The 18,738-nt window shown below is 72.9% G+C and carries 15 protein-coding genes; 11 read left to right on the forward strand and 4 right to left on the reverse strand.

What is annotated here, in order from left to right; all coding sequences use genetic code 11:
* Nucleotides 1-31 precede the first annotated feature (31 nt).
* From ACFYOV_RS09985 to ACFYOV_RS10000, 4 genes are all read left to right on the forward strand, one after another.
* Nucleotides 32-667, forward strand: a complete 636-nt coding sequence (locus ACFYOV_RS09985; RefSeq protein WP_389085143.1) for an MBL fold metallo-hydrolase — start codon at nt 32-34, stop codon at nt 665-667.
* A gap of 72 nt (nt 668-739) precedes the next feature.
* On the forward strand, nt 740-1,519 hold the full coding sequence (locus tag ACFYOV_RS09990; protein WP_389085146.1) for an exodeoxyribonuclease III: 780 nt from the start codon (nt 740-742) through the stop codon (nt 1,517-1,519).
* Between the two features lie 77 nt (nt 1,520-1,596).
* The gene (locus tag ACFYOV_RS09995; RefSeq protein WP_389085148.1) at nt 1,597-2,004 is read left to right on the forward strand and encodes a DUF6278 family protein; all 408 of its coding nucleotides are present in this window, start codon (nt 1,597-1,599) and stop codon (nt 2,002-2,004) included.
* 137 nt (nt 2,005-2,141) lie between these two features.
* Nucleotides 2,142-2,819 (forward strand): amino acid ABC transporter ATP-binding protein, encoded by a 678-nt coding sequence (locus ACFYOV_RS10000; RefSeq protein WP_389085150.1) that lies wholly within the window; start codon nt 2,142-2,144, stop codon nt 2,817-2,819.
* Between the two features lie 178 nt (nt 2,820-2,997).
* Here ACFYOV_RS10000 and ACFYOV_RS10005 read toward each other — a convergent pair whose 3' ends face one another.
* The gene (locus ACFYOV_RS10005) at nt 2,998-4,566 is read right to left on the reverse strand and encodes a CocE/NonD family hydrolase (RefSeq protein WP_389085152.1); all 1,569 of its coding nucleotides are present in this window, start codon (nt 4,564-4,566) and stop codon (nt 2,998-3,000) included.
* 115 nt (nt 4,567-4,681) lie between these two features.
* Entirely contained in the window at nt 4,682-5,437 is a 756-nt protein-coding gene (locus tag ACFYOV_RS10010) for a hypothetical protein (RefSeq protein ID WP_389085154.1), read from the reverse strand.
* Nucleotides 5,438-5,656: 219 nt separating this feature from the next.
* On the opposite strand from ACFYOV_RS10010, the gene ggt reads away from it, so the two are divergent.
* Nucleotides 5,657-7,465, forward strand: coding sequence for a gamma-glutamyltransferase (gene ggt / locus ACFYOV_RS10015; RefSeq protein WP_389085157.1), 1,809 nt, complete (start codon nt 5,657-5,659; stop codon nt 7,463-7,465).
* A gap of 82 nt (nt 7,466-7,547) precedes the next feature.
* Here the strand turns inward: ggt and ACFYOV_RS10020 are convergent, their stop codons facing one another.
* Nucleotides 7,548-10,082: an ATP-dependent Clp protease ATP-binding subunit gene (locus tag ACFYOV_RS10020; protein ID WP_389085636.1), complete on the reverse strand. Its 2,535-nt coding sequence runs from the start codon at nt 10,080-10,082 to the stop codon at nt 7,548-7,550.
* Between the two features lie 398 nt (nt 10,083-10,480).
* Nucleotides 10,481-11,257: a type I methionyl aminopeptidase gene (gene map / locus ACFYOV_RS10025; RefSeq protein ID WP_389085160.1), complete on the reverse strand. Its 777-nt coding sequence runs from the start codon at nt 11,255-11,257 to the stop codon at nt 10,481-10,483.
* A gap of 33 nt (nt 11,258-11,290) precedes the next feature.
* Here map and ACFYOV_RS10030 point away from each other — a divergent pair, with 33 nt between their 5' ends.
* From ACFYOV_RS10030 to ACFYOV_RS10055, 6 genes are all read left to right on the forward strand, one after another.
* Nucleotides 11,291-11,542, forward strand: coding sequence for a helix-turn-helix domain-containing protein (locus ACFYOV_RS10030; protein WP_389085162.1), 252 nt, complete (start codon nt 11,291-11,293; stop codon nt 11,540-11,542).
* A 153-nt stretch (nt 11,543-11,695) separates the two neighbouring features.
* Nucleotides 11,696-13,690, forward strand: coding sequence for a hypothetical protein (locus ACFYOV_RS10035; protein WP_389085164.1), 1,995 nt, complete (start codon nt 11,696-11,698; stop codon nt 13,688-13,690).
* A gap of 200 nt (nt 13,691-13,890) precedes the next feature.
* Nucleotides 13,891-14,733 carry a nitrilase-related carbon-nitrogen hydrolase gene (locus ACFYOV_RS10040; protein ID WP_389085166.1) on the forward strand — a complete coding sequence of 281 codons (843 nt, stop codon included), beginning with the start codon at nt 13,891-13,893 and terminating at the stop codon, nt 14,731-14,733.
* A complete protein-coding gene (locus tag ACFYOV_RS10045; RefSeq protein WP_389085169.1) occupies nt 14,730-16,016 on the forward strand; it encodes an aspartate aminotransferase family protein in 1,287 nt (428 codons plus the stop codon). The genes ACFYOV_RS10040 and ACFYOV_RS10045 overlap by 4 nt, the downstream gene beginning before the upstream one ends.
* A gap of 120 nt (nt 16,017-16,136) precedes the next feature.
* Nucleotides 16,137-17,711: a PucR family transcriptional regulator gene (locus tag ACFYOV_RS10050; RefSeq protein ID WP_389085171.1), complete on the forward strand. Its 1,575-nt coding sequence runs from the start codon at nt 16,137-16,139 to the stop codon at nt 17,709-17,711.
* 155 nt (nt 17,712-17,866) lie between these two features.
* Nucleotides 17,867-18,709 (forward strand): nitrilase-related carbon-nitrogen hydrolase, encoded by an 843-nt coding sequence (locus tag ACFYOV_RS10055; protein WP_389085174.1) that lies wholly within the window; start codon nt 17,867-17,869, stop codon nt 18,707-18,709.
* Nucleotides 18,710-18,738: the final 29 nt, after the last annotated feature.

Here is an 18,738-nt window from a genome sequence, read left to right on the forward strand (position 1 = left end):
CCCGCGCGGTGGCGCCGGGCAGGATGGACCCATGAAGCTCACGAAGAAGTCGCACTCCTGCGTCCGCCTGGAGAAGGACGGCCGGGTCCTCGTCGTCGACCCCGGAGGGTTCAGCGAGGAGGACGCCGCCGTCGGCGCGGAAGCCGTCCTGGTCACGCACGAGCATCCCGACCACTTCGACGAGGGCCGGCTGCGGGCCGCCCTGGAGGCCGACCCGGCCGCCGAGATCTGGACGCTGAGGTCCGTCGCGGAGCGGATCTCGGCGGCGTTCCCGGGCCGCGTGCACACCGTCGGCCACGGGGACGCCTTCACCGCCGCGGGCTTCGACATCCAGGTCCACGGCGAACTGCACGCGGTGATCCACCCGGACATCCCGCGCATCACCAACGTCGGCTACCTCGTCGACGGCGGCAGGCTCTTCCACCCCGGCGACGCGCTCACGGTCCCGGACCACCCGGTCGAGACGCTGATGCTGCCCGTCATGGCCCCCTGGAGCAAGATCTCCGAGGTCATCGACTACGTCCGCGAGGTCCGCCCGCAGCGCGCCTACGACATCCACGACGCCCTGCTCACCGACCTCGCCCGCCCGATCTACGACCGCCAGATCGGCGCCCTCGGCGGCTCGGAGCACCTGCGACTGGCGCCGGGGGCCTCGGCCGACCTGTGACCGGGCGGCCCGGCGACGGGGGCCGCGGGCGGCGTTCGAGGGTTGTCACAGGTGCCGGGTAGGTTGAGAGGCATGCGGATCGCTACCTGGAACGTGAACTCGATCACCGCCCGCCTGCCGAGGCTGCTCGCCTGGCTGGAGAGCAGCGGCACGGACGTGCTGTGCCTCCAGGAGGCCAAGGTCGCCGAGGAGCAGTTCCCGGTGGAGCAACTGCGCGAACTGGGCTACGAGTCGGCGGTGCACGCCACCGGCCGGTGGAACGGCGTGGCGGTGCTCTCCCGCGTCGGCGTCGAGGACGTCGTCAAGGGACTGCCGGGCGATCCCGGGTACGACGGCTCGGTGGAGCCCCGTGCCCTCGCGGCGACCTGCGGCCCGGTCCGCGTCTGGTCGGTGTACGTGCCCAACGGGCGCGAGGTGGAACACCCCCACTACGCCTACAAGCTCCAGTGGATCGAGGCGCTGAAGGCCGCCGTGGCCGGCGACGCGGCGGGCACCCGCCCGTTCGCGGTGCTGGGCGACTACAACATCGCCCCGACCGACGACGACGTCCACGACCCCGCCGCCTTCGAGGGCTCCACCCACGTCACCCCCGCCGAGCGCGCCGCCCTGGCCTCCCTGCGCGAGGCCGGCCTGTCCGACGTCGTCCCCCGCCCGCTGAAGTACGAACACCCCTTCACCTACTGGGACTACCGGCAGCTCTGCTTCCCCAAGAACCGCGGGATGCGCATCGACCTGGTGTACGGCAATGCCCCGTTCGCCAAGGCGGTCACCGACGCCTACGTCGACCGCGAGGAGCGCAAGGGCAAGGGAGCCTCGGACCACGCGCCGGTCGTGGTGGACCTCGACGTGTGACCCTCCGAGCGGCGGGCCCCACGGCGGGGTCCGCGCGCCTGTGGTGCGTACGGCGGTACGAATGCCACGCTGGAGGCATGAACATCCCTTTCCTGGGCCATCGGCGCCGGAAGGCCGGAATTCCCGATCCGGAGGGCATCGCGGAGCTCCTCGCCGAGTGTGAACTGCTGCGTTCCCAGGCATCCCGGGCCGGCGTCCTGCTGGACGACTCCCCGGCCTCGCTGGAGGCGCTGGACCAGCTGGTGCCGGGCTGGCGGGACGACGAGGAGACCCTGACCTGGCTGGGCAACGACGCCGGGCTGTACCTGGGCACCGTCATCGTGCGCACCGTGCCCGGGGCCGCCTGGGAGCTGCGGTACGACGGGCAGCCGGTGGTACGGCTGGCCTCCGGCCGGGAGTTCGACGTCGTGGAGTCGGGCCACGCGTGGGCCGCCCACGGAGTCCCCGAACTGTCCCAGCTGTACGCCGAGGTCGCGGAGATTTGAGCCCGGGACACCACCGTCCGCGTAAGCCCGACGTAAATACGGCTAATGGCGGGCAAGTGCGTGTCGCGTCGTCCCCGCGATCTTGCCTGGATACGTTGCGGCCACCACCACACGGCTGAGAGTGAGTAGGGGTGGGTATGGCCGTCGATCCGCTGATCGAGCTGCGTGACGTCAACAAGTACTTCGGGGACCTGCATGTCCTTCAGGACATCGACCTCACCGTGGGCAGGGGAGAGGTGGTCGTCGTCATCGGCCCGTCCGGGTCGGGCAAGTCGACCCTGTGCCGGGCGATCAACCGGCTGGAGACCGTTCAGTCCGGGACCATCCTGCTCGACGGCCGGCCGCTGCCGGCCGAGGGCAAGGCGCTGGCGCGGCTGCGCGCCGACGTCGGCATGGTCTTCCAGTCGTTCAACCTCTTCGCGCACAGAACCGCTCTTCAGAACGTCTCGCTGGGCCAGGTCAAGGTCCGCGGGCGGAGCAGGGAGGAGGCCGACCGGCGCTCGCACGAACTCCTGAACCGGGTCGGCGTCGCCGACCAGGCGGACAAGTACCCGGCGCAGCTCTTCGACGAGCCGACCTCGGCCCTCGACCCGGAGATGATCAACGAGGTGCTGGAGGTCATGCGCCATCTCGCCGCGGAGGGCATGACGATGATCGTCGTCACCCACGAGATGGGTTTCGCCCGTTCGGCCGCCAACCGCGTCGTCTTCATGGCCGACGGCCGAATCGTCGAGGACCGCACGCCGGACGAGTTCTTCACCGACCCGAGCAGCGACCGGGCCAGGGATTTCCTCTCCAAGATCCTCAAACACTGAGCGGGGTGACGCCGGGGCGTCCGTCCGGCGCGGCCTCGATTACGATGTTTCCTTCATCCCGGTGGGGGAGGGGACTTCGCGTCAGGAGCGGGGGCGCCGCCTCCGGGAGGGGTCCACCGCCTCGAAGCCGCGGGGCGGCGGAACGCATCGGCCAGTCCCGTCCGGCGGCAGCCGGAGATCACTGCTCGCGCAGCGGAACCGTCACGTACGACGGGTCGTTCGCCGGCGAGGAGAAGGTCAGCTGCGCGCCGGACGGGTTGTGCTCGATGTAGAGCGGGTCGACCGTGTCGACGACCAGGGCGAGCCGGTGCCCGGCCGGTACGTCGTAGGCCGTGGAGTACAGCTCCAGGTCGAGACCGAACGGCCTTCCGGGCGTTCGCCCGTGGAAGGTGTACGGGGCGCTGCTGACCAGCTTGCCGATGCCGAGCGGCCCCACGTCGTACAGATGGGCGATGAATGTGCCGCTCTCCTTCGTGGGTGTGACGGTGGTGTGCAACCGGGCGGTGCCCCGCACCCGTTGGGTCGTGGTGTACCGGTCCGACTGCCAGACGGCGGCCCAGCGGCGCGGCAACAGGGACACCCAGGCCGTCGGAGGCAGGCGGGCGACCTGGTCGAGGATGCCGGAGAGGAAGACGGTCCCGCCGTCCGCGCCGGAGTTGACGTTGGTGTGGACGGTGGTGGTGCCCGCTAGGTCGATCTTGCGGCTGGTCGCGCCGACCGACTTCCAGTCCGGATAGGTCTCGTAGCCGTCCGCGGAGCGGGACTTGAGCCGGACCGGCTGCTCGCGGTCGACTCCGTTGGCCACGCCCCGCAGATGGTGGTCGAACCAGCGCCGGGTGTCGCTCCACACGTCGTTGGGCAGTCCCAGCAGTCCGGTCAGCTCGGGGGTGGCGTGGTCGCCCGGCCGCAACTGGAGGCGCTTGGGGCCGGTCAGTCGCTCGTAGAAGTCGGCGTACTGGTTGGGCGGGAAGATGGTGTCGCCCCAGGCGCCGGCCAGCATCACCGCCGGGGCGTTGCGGTTGAGCCGGTCCACATGGGTCCTGGGGGAACGCTTTTTCCCCCACTCCACGATCTCCCGCTCACGGGACAGGTCCGAGGCGTACAACTCATCGAAGATGCGCCGCAGTTCGGCGCTCTGCCGACCGGTGACCAGTCCCGCGCCGTCGAGCACGGCGGCGGCCTGGACGCTCTGGGTGCGCTCGGGGTAGATGGCGGCCATCAGGTCCGCCCAGCCGCTCAGCGCCGCGACGACCCTGACCCGGCTGTCGTGCGCGGCGGCGAGCAGACTGATCCCGGCGCCGTAGGAGACGCCCGCCATCCCGATGCGCGCGGGATCGGCCGGGGTGTGGGCGAGCGCCCAGTCGATCACCCTCGAGGCGTCGGCGGTGTCGCGCGGCCCCGCGACCTCGATCTCGCCGCCGGACTGCCAGAAGCCGCGCACGTTGTAGGTGACGACGACGTATCCGGAGTCGGCGAGCTTCCGTGCCTGGGCCAGATATTCGACCTGGGGCAGGCCCCAGCTGGTGGGGAGCACGATCAGGGGGTAGCGGCGGGAGGCGTCGGCGCCCGTGGGGGTGATCACGTTGGCCTTGAGCACGGTGCCGCCGTCGCCGGTGATGTCGACGAAGCGGACGGGCTGCGGCGCCGCCTGGGCGGTGGGGGCGAGGTGGAGGGCGCTCCCGGCGATCAGGGTCGCCGAGACGACGCCCACGGCAGTGGTGCGCAGGGCCTTGCGGTGCGGTCCCACGGTCACTCCTCACTCGTGTCAGTGCAAAGTGACCAGACGGTAACCTCGGGTGCGCAGTTGAAGTAACCCGTCGGTAAGTTACGTGCCAGTAACGATTGTTGAGCGCGCGATGACCCTATGAGGCGCGGTGCGTGGCGCGCGACGCCGGAGCCGGCAGCGCCGTCCGGGCCGCACGGGTCACGTCCGCGACGAGCTCGACCACGTCCGGGCCGTACGCCTGGGAGTTGACGACCTTCAGCAGCAGCACGAAGGAGTTCCCGCCGTGCTTGCGCGCCAGCCGCTCGTGGTTGAGGGCCAGGTACCGGGTGGCGGCCTGGTTGGTGATCGCCCGCTGGCCGCAGAACAGGAACACCGGCCGGGCGTCCTTGCGTTCGCCGGCGGTGAGCCGGGCCAGCAGGACGTACTCCGTGACGCCCGGCTCCATGCGGTAGCGCTCGGTGCCGATCTGGAAGGCGCCCCGGTCCGGGCCGGGTTCCGGATCGACGTTCACCCGCACCCCCGGCAGCATGGCCGCCATGTGGGCCACCATGCGCCGGTTCGACCCCGGCCCGCCCACGCAGAACTCCGTGCGCTCACCGAAACCCTGATGGGCCGTGTCCTGCGTGACCACCTGGACGTGCGCACCGCAGTCCTTGATCAGCGCGGACAGCTCCAGCAGCGCGAACACGTCGAACCGGTGCACCGCCGGCTCCGCCATGGCCGGGTCGCGGTTGACGACGAGCAACGACTCGGCGTTGTCCGGCAGTCCGAAGAACGCCTGCTTGCGCCGCAGCTTCCGCTTCCACAGATACGTACGGGCGATCCAGCCCAGCGCGGCGCTGATGCCCGCGGCCACCACGCCCAGAACGATGTTGCGCACGTCGTCATTCATGGGCGCGCATGCTAGCGGCCCCAGGCAAACCGGTGTTCGAGAGGGCGCTCAGCCCGGGATTCCGGACGGGTCGCCGCCCCGGCGAGGCGCCGACTCAACGGGCCCCCGGGGCACCCGGAGCGCACCCCGTCGACATCCGTGACGGCACCCGCCGGATGTTCCTGACGAGAGCATGGCCATGAATTAAGCTGCGCGGACGGCCCTTCACTGGAGGTGCGGATGCGTCGTCCTGTCGCACGGAGTCTGGCGGTTCTGGCGGTCTCGGCCGCCGTGGTGTCGGTGGGGGCGGCGGCGCCGCCCGGTGAGCGCACCCGGAGCTCGGAGCCAACACCCAAGACCCCCCTGGCCGTCGGATACGGCGGCGCCGTCTCGAGCGTCGACCCCGACGCCTCCGCCGCGGGGATCGAAGTGCTCAGGAAGGGCGGCAACGCGGTCGACGCGGCCGTCGCCACCGCCGCCGCGCTCGGCGTCACCGAGCCCTACTCGGCCGGCATCGGCGGAGGCGGTTACTTCGTCCTGTACGACGCGAAGTCCCGCACCGTGCACACCATCGACGGCCGCGAGACCGCCCCGCTGACCGCCGACTCCGGACTCTTCCTGGAGAACGGCAGACCCATCCCCTTCGCCGAGGCCGTCAGCAGCGGCCTCGCCGTCGGCACCCCGGGCACCCCCGCCACCTGGCAGCGGGCACTGGAGAAGTGGGGCAGCCGCAACCTGGGGACGGTCCTCAGGCCCGCCGAACGCCTCGCCCGGGACGGTTTCACCGTCGACGAGACCTTCCGCGCCCAGACCGCCGCGAACGAGAGCCGCTTCCGCCACTTCCCGGACACCGCCGAACTGTTCCTGCCCGGCGGCGAGCTGCCGGTCGTGGGCACCACCTTCAAGAACCCCGATCTCGCCCGCACCTACGCCGAGTTGCGCCGCAAGGGCGTCGACGCGTTGTACCGGGGCGGCATCGGCCGCGACATCGTCGACACGGTCAACAAACCGCCCGTGGACCCCGACTCGAGCTGGAACGCCCGGCCCGGCGACCTGTCCGCCCGGGACCTCGCCGCCTACCGCGCCAAGCTGCAGCCGCCCACCAGGACGTCGTACCGCGGCCTCGACGTCTACTCCATCGCGCCCTCCTCCTCCGGCGGCACGACCGTCGCCGAGGCGCTCAACATCCTGGAACGGACGGACCTTTCGAAGGCGAGCGACACCCAGTACCTGCACCGATTCATCGAGGCGAGCCGCATCGCCTTCGCGGACCGGGGCCGCTGGGTCGGCGATCCCGCCTTCGAGGACGTACCCACGAAGGAACTGCTCTCGCAGCGCTTCGCCGACTCGCGGGCGTGCCTGATCAAGGACGACGCGGTCCTCACCAGCCCGCTCGCCCCCGGGGACCCGCGCGATCCCGCGCCCTGCGCCACCGGCGGCACCGCGGCCCCGACCACCTACGAAGGCGAGAACACCACCCACCTCACCACCGCGGACCGGTGGGGCAACGTCGTCGCCTACACCCTCACCATCGAACAGACCGGCGGCAGCGGCATCACCGTGCCCGACCGCGGGTTCCTGCTCAACAACGAGCTGACCGACTTCTCGTTCGCCCCGGCCGACCCGGCGGTGCACGACCCGAACCTGCCCGGGCCCGGCAAGCGCCCCCGGTCCTCCATCTCACCGACGATCGTGCTCGACGGCCACGGCAGGCCCGTCGTGGCGCTCGGATCGCCCGGCGGGTCGACCATCATCACCACCGTGCTCCAGACCCTCACCGGCTTCCTCGACCGAGGCCTGCCCCTGGTCGACGCGATCGCCGCACCGCGCGCCAGCCAGCGCAACACCGCCCTGACGGACCTCGAACCCGGTCTCTGGGACAGTGAAGTGCGCGGGCGGCTGGAGGCCATCGGGCACTCCTTCCGGGCCAACCCGGAGATCGGCGCCGCCACGGCCGTGCAACGGCTGCCCGGCGGCAAGTGGCTCGCCGCGGCGGAGAAGGTCCGCAGGGGCGGCGGCTCGGCGATGGTCGTCCACCCGGCCGGGTAGGGCGGCAGAAGGCGCGGGCCGGTCCACTGGGCCGGCCGACGGGAGGCGCGGGCCGGGTCGTGTCACCGGACCGGCCCGCGCCTCACAGCTCCGGCGCCGGTGTTCCCTGCGTGCGGAACGACAGGGCGCCGCCGTCCACGTCCACCGTGACCCGGCCGCCCTGCGTGACCCGGCCGTCCAGCAGCAGACGGGAGAGCTGGTTGTCGACCTCCCGCTGGATGGTGCGGCGCAGCGGCCGGGCGCCGTACTCGGGCTGGTAGCCGCGCCGGGCCAGCCAGTCCACCGCCCCGTCGGTGAACTCCACCGTGATGTCCTGGCCCTTGAGCCGGCGCCGGGTGCCGTCCAGCAGCAGGTCGGTGATCTGCCGCAGCTCCTCGGCGGTGAGCTGGCGGAACACCACGATCTCGTCGATCCGGTTGAGGAACTCGGGCCGGAAGTGCTCCCGCAGCGGCCGCAGGATCTGCTCGCGCCGCGCCTCCTCGTCCGCGTCCGCGCCGCCGGAGGCGAAGCCCAGCGTTGCCCCGCGCCGGGTGATCGCCTCGGAGCCGAGGTTGCTGGTCATCACGATGACGGTGTTGGTGAAGTCCACCGTCCGGCCCTGCGCGTCGGTCAGCCGGCCGTCGTCGAGGACCTGGAGCAGGATGTTGAAGACGTCCGGGTGCGCCTTCTCCACCTCGTCCAGCAGCAGCAGCGAGTACGGGTGCCGGCGCACCACCTCGGTCAGTTGACCGGCCTCCTCGTGCCCCACGTAACCGGGCGGGGCGCCGACCAGCCGGCTGACGGTGTGCCGCTCCTGGTACTCGCTCATGTCGAGGCGGACCATGCGGTCCTCGCTGCCGAACAGCGCCTCGGCCAGCGCCCGCGCCAGCTCCGTCTTGCCCACGCCGGTCGGCCCGAGGAACAGGAAACTGCCGATCGGCCGGTCCGGGCTGGCCAGCCCGGCGCGCGAACGCAGTACGGCGTCCGACACGACCCGCACCGCCTCCTCCTGGCCGACCACCCGCTGGTGCAGATGCCGCTCCAGACCCAGCAGCCGGTCCTTCTCCTCCTCGGTGAGGCGGCTGACCGGAATGCCCGTCTGCCGGGACACCACCTCGGCGATCGCCTCGGCGTCCACCACCAGGCCCTGACCCTCGTCGACCTCGCTGTCGCCGCCGGCCTGCGCGACGCGTTCCTTCAGCTCCGCGATGCGGTCGCGCAGCTGGGTCGCCCGCTCGTACTGCTCGTCGGCGACCGCCTGGTCCTTGTCACAGGTCAGTTGCTCGATCTCGCGCTCCATGCCGCGGACGTCGGTGCCCTTGGTCCTGGCCCGCAGCCGCACCCGGGCACCGGCCTGGTCGATCAGGTCGATCGCCTTGTCCGGCAGTCGGCGGTCGCTGACGTAGCGGTCGGACAGCTCCACGGCCGCGATCAGCGCCTCGTCGGTGTAGCGGACCTGGTGGTGGGCCTCGTAGCGGTCCCGCAGACCGCGCAGGATTTCGATCGCGTCCGCGGGAGTGGGCTCCGGCACCATGATCGGCTGGAAGCGGCGGGCCAGCGCCGCGTCCTTCTCGATCCGGCGGTACTCCTCCAGCGTGGTCGCGCCGACGACGTGCAGCTCGCCGCGGGCCAGGGCCGGCTTGAGGATGTTGCCGGCGTCCATGGTGGCGCCCTCGCCGCTGCCCGCCCCGGCGCCGACCACGGTGTGCAACTCGTCGATGAAGACGATCAGCCGGTCGGAGTGGGCGCGGATCTCGTCCACGATGTTGTTCATCCGCTCCTCGAAGTCGCCCCGGTAGCGCGTCCCGGCGACCACGCCGGTCAGGTCCAGGGCCACCACGCGCCGCCCGAGCAGCACGTCCGGCACGTCGCCCTCGGCGATCCGCTGCGCCAGCCCCTCCACGACGGCGGTCTTGCCGACGCCCGCGTCACCGATCAGCACGGGGTTGTTCTTGCCGCGCCGGGACAGCACCTCCACCGTCTGCTCGATCTCCTCGTCCCGGCCGATCACCGGGTCGATGCGGCCCTCGCGGGCCAGCGCGGTGAGGTCACGGCCGTACTTGTCCAGCGTCGGCGTGCCCGTCGGGCGGGGCCGCTCGGCGCGAGGTGGCGCGGCCTCCGGCGCCTCGGGGGGCAGACCGGCGGACGGGGTGAAGCGGGCCGCGTTCAGGATGTGTCCGGCGGCCGAGTCCGGGTTGGAGGCCAGGGCGCTGAGCACGTGCTCCGGGCCGATGTACCCGACGCCGCTCGCCCGGGCCATCTCGTGCGCGTCCAGCAGGGCGCGCTTGACGGCGGGGGTCAGGGACAGGGAGGTCGGCGGCGGTGCGCTGTCCGGCCCGTGCTGGGCCGGTCCCGACCGCTCGTCGATCTGCGAGGCCAGCGAGTCGGGGTCGGCACCCGCCCGGCTGAGCAGACTGCGGGTCGGCTCGGTGGCCAGCGCGGCGCGCAGCAGGTGCTCGGTGTCCAGGTCCCGGCTGCCGTGCTCGGCCGCGTACTGGGCGGCGCCGCGCACCAGCTCCCGGGCCGGTTGGCTGAGCAGCCGGCCGATGTCGATCTGGCGGGGGCGCGGGCCCCCGAAGAAGCGGGCGAGGAATTCTGCGAAGGGGTCGCCCTCCGGGCCGATGAAGCCACTCGTCATCGTCATCCGTTCCTTCGCTGTCGACGTGCCGGGGCCGGGTAACCCGGTCCGGGCCCGCTCATGCCACGATGACACGTTCCGTGCGGGCGGGCATGTCCGGACGGGGCGGCCGGAACGGGGGTCCAAATCGGAGATCCGTGGCCCGGCGTTCTCCCCCGACGGCAGCCGGTTCCGCCCGGGCGGAACCCGGCCCCCGGCCGGCGCGGGGCGGGGACCGCCTCCGTCTCGGCTCGTGCCGCCCACCGCCGGCCGCCCACCGCCCGCCACGCACCATCCGTCGCCCGCCTCCGGCGGCGCGGCCCCGGTGCGGCGCGACATCACGACATCCGCGCGCGGCGTGCCGCACGGTCGACCGGCGGTGCGACGAGCAGCGCGGTGTGCGGGGCACGGGGATCGTTCTAGACGACCTCGCGCGCCGTGAGGACACGGGGTCCGGCGTGGGTGATCGCCACGGTGTGCTCCGCGTGGGCGGCGCGGGATCCGTCGTCGGTGCGGAGCGTCCAGCCGTCGGGGGCCGCGTGGAAGGTGTCGGTGCCGCCGCCGACGAGCATGGGTTCGATGGCCAGGACCATCCCGTGCCGCAGCCGCATGCCCCGGCCCGGGCGGCCCTCGTTCGGCACCGACGGGTCCTCGTGCATACGGCGGCCGATGCCGTGCCCGCCGAAGCCGTCCGGGATGCCGTATCCCGCCGCGCGGCCCACCGTGCGGATGGCGTGCGCGATGTCGCCGATGCGGTTGCCGACGACGGCGGCCTCGATGCCCGCCGCCAGGGCGCGCTCGGTGGTCTCGATCAGCCGTACGTCCGCCGGGCGGGCGGTGCCCACGGTGAAGGAGACCGCCGAGTCGCCGACCCAGCCGCCCAGTTCGGCGCCGCAGTCGATGGAGACCAGGTCGCCGTCGCACAGCCGGTAGCCGTCCGGGATGCCGTGCACGACGGCGTCGTTGACCGACGCGCAGATGACGGCGGGGAACGGGGTCGGGGCGAAGGAGGGGCGGTAGCCCAGGAAGGGCGAGGTCGCCCCCGCCGCGCGCAGCACCTCGCACGCCACCTCGTCCAGTTCCAGCAGGGAGACGCCCACGGTGGCGGCCTTCCGCACGGCCGTCAGCGCGCTCGCGACGACCTGGCCCGCCTCGTACATGGCATCGATCGATGTGTCGGTCTTCAACTCCACCATGCCAATTACTATACCGGTATTAGAATGGTGGTCATGGTGCGCACCCCCCTGACCCCCGAAGAGCGCGAACGCGGCGAGCGGCTCGGCCGGCTGCTGCGCGAGGCGCGCGGCGACCGCAGCATGGCGGAGGTCGCGGCGAGCGCCGGCATCTCCGCGGAGACACTCCGCAAGATCGAGACGGGGCGGGCGCCGACGCCGGCCTTCTTCACGGTGGCCGCGCTGGCCCGCGTGCTCGGGCTGTCGATGGACGAGCTGGTCGGACGCTGCGCGCCGCTGCCGGTCTGAGCCGCGGCCGCGACCTGCCCGAGGGCATCGCACTGCGGGTCCGGGCCGGTAGGGCGCGCCTTGCGTCCGGCCCGAAAACTCCCCGTAGCCCCGCCGTAACACGACTGGTGTTGCCTACGGAACGGAGTGCTCCGGGTCAGGCGGGAGTTGGCTATGGCGGTGGATCGACTTCCGGTGCCCATCCGGGAGTTCACGGACTACCTGCGGGGTCTGCTGGGGCGCCTGGATCCCTCCGGGGGCTGGTGCGCGGTCTTCTGGCAGCGTGATCCCGAGGGCATGCGGGCCTGTCTCGACGGGCACGAGGTGCCACCGTGGGACGTGGTCGAGGCCCTGCTCCAGGACCTCGCCGCGGCACACGGCCCGGCGGCCGCGGACCCCGAGGCCCGGCACGCCCGCGCGCTGCACACCGCCGCGCTCACCGCGTACGATGCCCTGCCCGGCGCGCGGGACGTGCTGATCGACCGGCTCGACGTGATGCTCCGCGAGCAGCGGTACGCGGCGGAACGGCAGGTGGACCTCGGCCGGTTGCTCGCGGTCGCCACCATCGAGGACGAGGCCGACGCCATCCGCCGCGACCTGGCCTGGGCCCAGGACGACCACGAGCGCGCCACGGCCCGCTGCGCCGAACTCCGCTCCAGAATGGCCCACCTGGACGAGCACGGGAGCGGCTCCCCGTCGGACGTCCGTGCGGGGGCCGGGGCGGGGCGGCCGTCCGGGGGCGTGGTGCCGTCCGCCGACGGGGCGCCCGGGAGCGACCTCGCGCGGGACCCCCGCTTCCCTGACGCCGGCACCGGCGGGTCCGCGCCGGCCGAGGGCGCCGTGATGGGCGCGCGTGCGCCGTACGGCAACGGCGGGCCCCCACCGGCCGAGGACGACGATGCGGGTGGGTTCCGGCAGTACGGGGGAGTGCCTTCGCCGGGCCCCCGGTCCGCCCGGGCCGCCGGCTCCCGAGCGCGGGATCGGATCGCACCACCGGTCGAGGACGCCGAGGCCGGCGGGTACGGGCCGCACGGCGTCAGCGGTGTCGCGTCGGTCGAGGGCCCCGAGCCGGGTGGGCACGGGCCGTACGGCGCCGGCGGGACCGCATACCCGGCATACCCGGCTTCCACCGGTGCCCGCCCGAACCCGCACGTCCGGCGTGACGCGGTGGCCGACGAGCCCGCGTCCTGGCCCTCGCCCGTGCCGCCCGTGCCGTACGCGGCCCCGCGCCGCGCCGACGCCGGCGCGCCCCCGGCCGCGCCCCCCGAGCGCGACAGCGCCCCGCGTCCCCGCCGGTACCCGGAGCCCGGCGCGCCGTGGCCCACTCCGCCTGTGCCGCCCCCGCCGGACGGCGCCCCGCGGCGTCCGCACGGTCCGGCGGAGGCCGAGACCACGCCGCCTCCCGCCCCCGACCCCGCCCCCACGCCCGCTCCCGCCCCGCAGCAGCGCCGGCGTCGTCGGGGCAGTGCCCGGTTCGCCGGGATGGAGGAGGAGGCCACGCCCGTCGTCGTGCCCCCCGTGGCCACCGTGCCGGTCGCCGCAGCGCCCGCCGGGAAGCGTGCCCCGCGTGGTGCGCGGTTCGCGGGGGCCGACGAGACGGTCGACGAGGAGCGGCCTCGCGCCGAGCAGGGTGTGGACGCGGCGGACCGGCAGGAGGTGGTCCGCGTGGTGCGGACGCTGGCGCGGCTGCGCCGGGAGGGGCGCAGCGGGGAGGCACACGCCCTGCTGGCCGAGACGGCGTACTCGCCCGCCGTCCGCTTCCCGCTGCTCGCGGCCGAGATGCGGCGCGCCGGGCTGGACGCCGACTGGGCCACCCTGCTGTGGGAGGCCGGATCGCTGCCCCCCGCCCGGCTCGTCGCCGCCGCCGACGCGCTGACCGCGGCCGGGCGCACGGACGACGGCGAGAGCATCCTGCGCCAGGGCGTGGTGCGCCCGGCCGACGAGATCGGGCGGGCCGTGCTCGGCCTGGCCGCCGAGGACCGTCGGCGCGAGATGCGTGCGCTGCTCGACGCCTGCGTGCGCATGCGTACCCCCGAGGAGGCGGCCCGCAGCGCCGCCCCCGACCCCCAGCGTCTGGTCCCGCTGCTGCTGGACGCCGCGCGACACGTCTCCGACGAGCGGCACTGGGACCTGGTGCACGCCCTGCGCGTCGCCGGCATCACTGCCTGACCCGGCGCCGGGGATCCGTGATCCCCCGGCACCGGTACTCCCACGAGACCCACGACTCACCCACCGGAGTGTGAAACACGATCGACTCCGCGGCTTGACGACGATGGTCTTGGCAAGGCCGTCCGGGAGGCTTACGTTCGTCCCTCTACGGCCGTTTCTACGGGCGTAGAGGCGCTGACGTCGCGTCGAAGGAGCAGCTCATGGCCAACGTCGTACGTGCCGCCCTGGTCCAGGCCACCTGGACCGGCGACACCGAGTCCATGCTGGCGAAGCACGAGGAGCACGCCCGCGAGGCGGCCCGGCGCGGCGCGAGGATCATCGGGTTCCAGGAAGTCTTCAACTCGCCCTACTTCTGCCAGGTCCAGGACCCGGAGCACTACCGCTGGGCCGAACCGGTGCCCGACGGCCCGACCGTCCGCCGGATGCGGGAACTGGCCCGGGAGACCTCCATGGTGATCGTCGTGCCGGTGTTCGAGATCGAGCAGCCGGGCTTCTACTACAACACCGCCGCCGTGATCGACGCCGACGGCAGTGTCCTCGGCAAGTACCGCAAGCACCACATCCCCCAGGTCAAGGGCTTCTGGGAGAAGTACTACTTCAGGCCCGGCAACCTCGGCTGGCCCGTCTTCGACACCGCCGTCGGCAAGGTCGGCGTCTACATCTGCTACGACCGCCACTTCCCGGAGGGCTGGCGCCAACTCGGCATCAATGGAGCCCAGTTGGTCTACAACCCGTCCGCCACGCACCGCGGTCTGTCGTCCCACCTGTGGCGGCTGGAACAGCCCGCGGCGGCCGTCGCCAACGAGTACTTCGTCGCCGCGATCAACCGCGTCGGCCAGGAGGAGTACGGGGACAACGACTTCTACGGCACGTCGTACTTCGTCGACCCGCGCGGGCAGTTCGTCGGTGACGTGGCCAGCGACACCAAGGAGGAACTGGTGGTCCGCGACCTGGACTTCGACCTGATCGAAGAGGTGCGGCAGACCTGGGCCTTCTACCGCGACCGCCGCCCCGACGCCTACGAAGGGCTGGTGCGGCCGTGACCGACGACCTGCTGGGCCGCCACCGGTCCGTGCTCCCCGACTGGCTCGCCCTCTACTACGACGAGCCCATCGAGATCACCCACGGCGAGGGCCGCCACGTCTGGGACTCCCGCGGCAAGCGCTACCTGGACTTCTTCGGCGGCATCCTCACCACCATGACCGCCCACGCCCTGCCCGAGGTCACCAAGGCGGTGAGCGAGCAGGCCGGGCGGATCCTGCACTCCTCCACCCTCTACCTCAACCGGCCGATGATCGAACTGGCCGAGCGGATCGCCCAGTTGAGCGGCATCCCGAACGCCCGGGTCTTCTTCACCACCTCCGGCACGGAGGCCAACGACACCGCCCTGCTGCTCGCCACCGCCTACCGCCGCAGCAACACCATCCTGGCGATGCGCAACAGCTACCACGGCCGCTCCTTCAGCGCCGTCGGCATCACCGGCAACCGCGGCTGGTCCCCGACCTCCCTGTCCCCGCTGCAGACCCTGTACGTCCACGGCGGCGTGCGCACCCGCGGGCCCTTCGCGCACCTGGACGACGCCCGGTTCGTCGCGGCCTGCGTCGAGGACCTGGAGGACCTGCTCGGCCACACCCGCCCTCCCGCCGCGCTGATCGCCGAACCGATCCAGGGCGTCGGCGGCTTCACCTCCCCGCCGGACGGCCTGTACGCGGCCCTCCGCGAGGTGCTGCACGAGCGCGGCATCCTGTGGATCGCCGACGAGGTGCAGACCGGCTGGGGCCGCACCGGTGAGCACTTCTGGGGCTGGCAGGCGCACGGCCACAACGGCCCGCCCGACATCGTCACCTTCGCCAAGGGCCTCGGCAACGGCATGTCCATCGGCGGGGTCGTCGCCCGCGCCGAGATCATGAACTGCCTGGACGCCAACAGCATCTCGACCTTCGGCGGCACCCAGATCACCATGGCCGCGGGCCTGGCCAACCTCACCTACCTGCTCGAACACGACCTCCAGGGAAACGCCCGGCGGGTCGGCGGGATGCTCATCGAGCGGCTGCGGGCGGTCGCCGCCCAGGTGCCCGAGGTGCGGGAGGTGCGCGGGCGCGGGCTGATGATCGGCATCGAGCTCACCAGACCGGGCACCGACCAGGCCCACCCGGAGGCCGCGGCCGCCGTGCTGGAGGCGGCCCGCGAGGGCGGCCTGCTCATCGGCAAGGGCGGCGGCCACGACACCACCGCGCTGCGCATCGCCCCGCCGCTGTCCCTCAACGTCGCGGAGGCCGAGGAGGGCGCCGCGATCCTCGAGCGCGCGCTGCGCAGCATCCCGTAGCAGTACGCCGAGCAGGGCGAGCGGGCCGAAGGGGCGCGCCTGTTGCCGAGAGGGCCGGGTCCGGCACCACCGGCGCAGGTGCCCCGCAGGCGGACCGAGCCACGCGAAGGGGAAGTCGTCATGACCACCGCCTCGGAGTCCTGGGATTCGTCGGCGCCGGCACTGTCGGTGCGGCAGGTGCTCGCCCTGGAGCGGGTGCTCGCCGGGGACCCCGAAGTGGTGGCCGGTGCCGGCCGGCTGGACCGGCCGGTGCGCTGGGTGCACGTCGCCGAGGCGGCCGACGTCGGCGTGATGCTCAGCGGCGGCGAAATGGTGCTGACCACCGGTGTGCTGCTCGCCGGTGACGAGGACAAGCAGGCCGAGTACGTCCGCTCCCTGCACCGCGCGGAGGCCGCGGCCCTGGTCCTCGGGCTCGGCCGCGCCTTCCCCGCCCCGCCGGACGTGATGCGCCGCGTGGCCGAACGCTGCGGGCTGCCCCTGGTGGTGCTGCACCGGCCCTTCCCCTTCGCCCAGCTGACCGAGGAGGTCCAGTCCCGCCTCGTCCGGCGCAAGTTCGCCGCGGTCAGCCTCTCCGAGGCCGTACGCACCGACCTCACGGCGCTGATCACCGCCGGGGCCCCGCTCCAACGGCTGCTCGACGAGGTCGCCCGGCACAGCGGCTGCCCCGTCGTCGTCACCAACCTCGCCCACCGGGTCCTCGGCACGGCGGGGGAGCGGCCGGCGGTGGACGACGTGCTGCGGGACTGGGAGCGCATCGCCCGCCAGGCCGGCGGCGGCGAGGGCGACGGCTGGATCCGCGCCGAACTGGGCGGACGCGGGGAACGGTGGGGACGCATCGTGCTGTGCGGCTACCGCGGCGACACCGCCACCGGACGGCTGCTCGCCGACCGCGCCGCCGAGGCCCTGGTCCTGCACCGCATGCTCGGGGGCACCGCCGCCCGGTCCTGGGAGGAGCAGTCCGCGCAGAGCCTGCTGACCGACCTGGTCAGCGGGGTCGTACCCGCCCGGCACCTGCTGCCCCGGGCCCGCGCGGCGGGACTTCCCGTCAACCGGCGCACGTTCGTACCACTCGTCGTCCGCGGCCGGGGCACCGGGCAACTGGACCGCGTACTGCGGCTGCTGGGACTGCCGGGAGTCGTCGCCGAACTGGCCGACGGGACAGCCGCCGTGCTGCTCAGCCTCGCCCGCGACCAGGACGCCGCGGCACTCACCGCCCACTTCGCCGCCCGGCTGCGCCCGGAACCGGGGGCGGCACCCGCCGTGGTCGCCGCGGCCGACCCGCGCCCGGCCTTCGACGACGTGCCCGCGGGGCTGCGCGAGGCCCGGCACGTGGCGGACGCCGTGGCGGGCCTGGCCGCCGCCCTCGACCTGCCACCCGTGGTGCGCCTCAGGGACGTCCATCTGCGCGGGCTGATAAGGCTGTTGCGGGACGACCCACAGGTGCAGTCCTTCGCCGAGCGGGAGTTGGACGGGCTGCTGTGCGAACCGGACGAGGACCTGCTGTCCGTGCTGCGCACGTATCTCGCCACCGGCCGCAACAAGTCCCGCACCGCCCAGCTCCACCACGTCTCCCGGCCCGCCCTCTACCGTCGCCTGGAGGCGATACAGGCCCGGCTCGGGGTCGACCTCGACGACTTCGAACAGGCCGCCTCGGTGCACATCGCGCTCCTCGCGCACGACGCGCAACACCAGTGAAACGTGGACCCACCTGCGACAACGGCGGTGAAACATGGACCCCTCGAAGAGTGACACGGTGGCACGCCGCACGGCCGCAGACGTGACACGGTGCCACTCAAAGCGGGCCCGTCCGCTTCCTAGGCTCGCCGCACACCGAGCGACCGGAGGTCGAGATGAGCCCAGTGATCCGTGCCGCCGTCTTCCAGACCGCCTGGACCGGCGACAAGGAGTCGATGATCCAGGTCCACGAGCAGGCCGTCCGCGACGCCGCCGCCCAGGGCGCCCAGGTCCTCTGCTTCCAGGAGCTGTTCTACGGGCCCTACTTCTGCCAGGTGCAGGACCCCGCGTTCTACGAGTACGCCGAGCGCATCCCGGACGGCCCGATCGTGCGCCGCTTCCAGGCGCTCGCCCGGGAACTGGGCATCGTGCTGGTGCTACCGATGTACGAGGAGGAACAGCCCGGCGTCCTCTACAACACCGCCGCCGTGATCGACGCGGACGGCAGCTACCTCGGCAAGTACCGCAAGACGCACATCCCCCAGGTGAAGGGCTTCTGGGAGAAGTTCTACTTCCGTCCCGGCAACAGCGGCTGGCCCGTCTTCGACACCAGGGCCGGCCGGATCGGCGTCTACATCTGCTACGACCGCCACTTCCCCGAGGGCTGGCGGGCACTGGGCCTGGCGGGCGCGGAGATCGTCTTCAACCCGTCGGCCACCTCGCGCGGACTGTCCGGCTACCTCTGGCAGCTGGAGCAGCCGGCGGCGGCCGTGGCCAACGAGTACTTCGTCGGGGCGATCAACCGGGTCGGCGTCGAGGAACTGGGCGACAACGACTTCTACGGCACCAGCTACTTCGTCGACCCCGAGGCCCGGTTCGTCGGCGAGCCGGCGAGCGACAAGGAGACCGAACTCGTCGTCCGCGACCTGGACCTGGCCACCCTGCGCGAGGTCCGCGACCGCTGGCAGTTCTACCGCGACCGCGCACCCGGCGCGTACGGGCCGCTGACCGCGCCCTGACCGCACCGATCACGCGAGGAGAGGGAGCA

Origin of the sequence: Streptomyces sp. NPDC005931 (assembly GCF_042871235.1) — a bacterium.
Classification (GTDB): Bacteria; Actinomycetota; Actinomycetes; order Streptomycetales; family Streptomycetaceae; genus Streptomyces.